Raw genomic sequence first — 3,505 nt, forward strand, 5'->3', positions numbered from 1 at the left:
GCCAGAGCCCCCAGGGCCGTGAACTTCACCACCCCCGCCCCATTGCAACCCGCCACGCCATGCACCTGCGGGGCCAGCCGCCCCCAGCGCGGCGCGCCATTGCGGGTGATGGCAATCGAGCCTTCCCAGAAATGCTCCAGCGCCACATCACCCAGTTGCGGAAAACGCGCCGCAAACACGGCCGCATGCTCACGCCGCACGCGCTCGCGCACCGCAGGGCTGACGCGGAACTGCGGCGCATATTCAAACCCCTGGCGCACCAGAATGCGGTGGTCGTCCGTGTAGCGCAGCGTGGCCCCCGTGACGGCGCTGGCGGGCGTCACGCCCCAGCCCTCGGGCGCGCCCAGGCGGCTGCGTTGCTCGGGCGTGAGCGGGGCTGTGAGCGAGCCAAAGGTGACCAGCGGAAACGTCTCGGCACCCCAGGCGCTGCCAAACAGCCCCAGCTGCTGCGCAAACCCATTGGCCGCCAGCAACAGTTGCGGCGCACGCACACGGCCCTGCGGGGTATGCGCCACCACCTTGCTGCCTGACAGGTCCAGCCGCTGCACCGGCGTTTGCTCGTACAGGGTGACGTTGGCGGGCAGCGCATCGGCCAGGCCCCGGCACAGCGCGGCGGGGTTGAGCAGCACGGTGCCCGGCGTGTAAAGCCCGGCGGCAAAGTAGCTGGTGCCCAGGCGCGCGGCCAGGGCGTTGCGGTCAAGCAATTCGTGCGGCGCACCCAGGGCGCGCAGCTCCTGCACATGGTGCTGCAGCGTGCGCTCGGCAGCGGGCGACACGGCGCAGTGGTACTTGCCTGCGCGGCGCCATTGGCAGTCGATGCGGTGCTGCGCCACCAGCAGCTCCAGGTCGTTCATGCCCGCCGTGAGCAAGGCCTGGTAGTGCGCGGCCTGTCGCAGTTCTTCGAGCGAGCTGCCGATGTTGTGCGGCACATCAATAGCAAAGCCCGAGTTGCGGCCCGAGGCGTTGTTGCCCACGGTGCCTGCATCCACCACCACGATGTGGGCGTGGGGGCGCAGCTCGGCCAGGCGGCGCGCGGCGGCCAGGCCCGCAAAGCCCGCGCCCAGCACCAGCCAGTCGGCCACCACCTCGCCCTGCAGCGCAGGGCGCGGCGTGCGCGGGGGCAGGATGGCGGACCAGCCGTTGGTGGCGTCGTCGTTGGGCAGGCGCAAAGGCGGGGAGGCAGCAGCGGCCGCCATCACCGTGCCGCGCTGGTCAGGCGGCACAGCTGCAAGGCCAGGCGCTGCAGGGCCTGCCAGCCGTCTTGCGGCCAGTCGGGCTGCTTGAGGCCTTTGACAATGCCATCCACCGTGTGGGCCGACTGCAGCAGGCGCGCCAGGGCGGCGTCGCTGGCCTTGGGCAGGATGCGTTCAAACAGCCGCTCCTTGGGGCCCCAGATGCGGTTCTCGCGCAGCGCCATGGGCAAGGGGCGGCCGGCGTTCATCGCGTCTTTCACGCGCTTGAGGGCGCGGATGTCTTCGGCCAGCGCCCAGTGCACCAGCACTTCGGCTTCGCCCTCGGCCTGCAGGCCATCCAGCATGCGCTGCACGCGGGCCGTCTGCCCGGCCAGCACCGACTCTGACAGCTTGAACACGTCATAGCGCGCCACGTTGAGCACAGCGGCTTCGACCTGGGCTTGCGTCAGCTCTCCGGCGGGATGCAACAAAGCCAGTTTCTGGATCTCCTGGTGCGCGGCCAGCAGGTTGCCTTCCACGCGGTCGGCAAAAAACTGCAGGGTGCGCTGGCCTTCCTCCCCCGCGACCACACGCTGGCCCTGCGCGGCCAGGCGCGCTGCGATCCACTGCGGCAGTTGGCCGCGCTCGATGGGGTCGATCTGAATCGACGTGCCGTTACCCTCCAGCGCGGCAAACCAGGCACCGGTTTTGGTGGCTTTATCGAGGCGCGGCAGCATGACCACGGTGAGGGTGCTGTCGTTACCCCGGGCCAATTCGGCAATCTGCTGCAGCGCCACGCTGCCGTCCTTGCCGGGCTTGCCCGACGGAATGCGGATCTCGACGATCTGCTTGTCGGCAAACAGGCTGAGGGACCCGCCGGCCGCCAGCACCGCACTCCAGTCGAAATGGACACCGGCCACGGTGTAGCTGCTGCGCTCGGTGTAGCCCTGGGTGCGGGCGGTGGCGCGGATGGCGTCGGCCGCCTCTTGCTGGAGCAAGGGCTCGTCGCCATGCAGGACATAAAGCGGCGACAGGCCCCGTTGAAGATGCTGAGAGAGTTGGGCCAGGGCGACTTGCATGCGGCAAAGTTTATCGCCTGGGCAGGCCCGGCATTGCGCAAATTGCCAGCGTATGCCTTCACAGTGCACAAAGGAGGTCACGAACCGATCAGCTGCGGCGCTGTTCATTGGCGCCCAAAGCCCTGAGAATTCCCCCGGGCGCCCGCGCCCTTCCCGCTCACTGCCATACCCCAGAAAGTCAGACCGCCATGCCCCCCACCGCCCTGCGCAGCGCCCAGCCCACCAGCCTGATCGGCGCCCCCACCGACATCGGCGCCGGCGCGCGCGGCGCCTCCATGGGGCCCGAGGCCTTGCGTGTGGCCGGCCTGCAGGCGGCGCTGGAGTCCCACGGGCTGCAGGTGTTTGACCGGGGCAACCTGAGTGGCCCCGCCAACCCGTGGCAGCCGCCCGTGGACGGCTACCGCCACTTGCCCGAGGTGGTGGAATGGAACCAGCGCGTGTTCGACGCTGTGTATGCAGAACTGCAGCTGGGCCACCTGCCCATCCTGCTGGGTGGCGACCACTGCCTGGGCCTGGGCAGCATCAGCGCCGTGGCCCGCCATTGCGCGGAGGTTGGCAAAAAACTGCGGGTGCTGTGGCTCGATGCCCATGCCGACTTCAACACCAGTGCACTGACCCCCAGCGGCAATGTGCATGGCATGCCCGTGGCCTGCCTGTGCGGTTTTGGCCCCGAGGCGCTGACCGGGCTGGCCCGCATGCCGGGCGGTGGCCCGGCGCTGCACCCGTCGCAGATCCGGCAGATCGGCATCCGCAGCGTGGACGCGGGCGAAAAGCGTTTTGTGCACGAGCAGGGCCTGGAAGTGTTCGACATGCGCTACATCGACGAGGTGGGCATGCGCCAGACCATGCAGCAAGCGCTGGCCGGTCTGGATGCGCACACCCACCTGCATGTGAGCTTTGATGTGGACTTTCTGGACCCCGACATTGCCCCCGGGGTGGGCACCACGGTGCCCGGTGGCCCCACTTACCGCGAGGCGCAGTTGTGCATGGAGATGATTGCCGACAGCGGGCGCCTGGCCTCGCTGGACATTGTGGAACTCAACCCCGCGCTCGATGTGCGCAACCGCACGGCCGTGCTGGCGGTGGACCTGGTGGAGTCGCTGTTTGGCAAGAGCACGCTCATGCGCGTGCCCTCGCACGGCCAGGGGCCGACGCTGAGCGCGTGAGCGCCTGAGCGCGCATATTCTTAGAGCAGCTCACAAAACTCAGCGAAGCGGCCATGGCCAGGCGTTTCGCCGCAGGCAGCACGACTAG

General features: G+C 68.9%; 3 protein-coding genes. 1 reads left to right on the top strand and 2 read right to left on the bottom strand.

The annotated features are described in order from the left end of the window. Together DBR23_RS07200 and holA are read right to left on the bottom strand one after the other, a co-directional pair. Positions 1–1,223: FAD-binding oxidoreductase (locus tag DBR23_RS07200; protein WP_233250315.1), on the bottom strand; the 1,223-nt coding region annotated here is incomplete at its 3' end. Beyond that, positions 1,196–2,251 (bottom strand): DNA polymerase III subunit delta, encoded by a 1,056-nt coding sequence (gene holA, locus DBR23_RS07205; RefSeq protein WP_108497788.1) that lies wholly within the window; start codon positions 2,249–2,251, stop codon positions 1,196–1,198. The genes holA and DBR23_RS07200, both read right to left, overlap by 28 nt. Before the next feature lie 188 nt (positions 2,252–2,439). Between holA and rocF the strand changes: the two genes are divergently transcribed. Further along, positions 2,440–3,417 carry an arginase gene (gene rocF, locus DBR23_RS07210; RefSeq protein WP_056068081.1) on the top strand — a complete coding sequence of 326 codons (978 nt, stop codon included), beginning with the start codon at positions 2,440–2,442 and terminating at the stop codon, positions 3,415–3,417. Positions 3,418–3,505: the final 88 nt, after the last annotated feature.

The organism is Acidovorax sp. HMWF018, assembly GCF_003061035.1.
Classification (GTDB): Bacteria; Pseudomonadota; Gammaproteobacteria; order Burkholderiales; family Burkholderiaceae_C; genus Acidovorax; species Acidovorax delafieldii.

What these genes read in the sequence shown, in the direction of transcription:
- rocF (WP_056068081.1), top strand. Translation starts at nt 2,440, where the DNA reads ATGCCCCCCACCGCCCTGCGCAGCGCCCAGCCCACCAGCCTGATCGGC.
- holA (WP_108497788.1), bottom strand. Translation starts at nt 2,251, where the DNA reads ATGCAAGTCGCCCTGGCCCAACTCTCTCAGCATCTTCAACGGGGCCTG.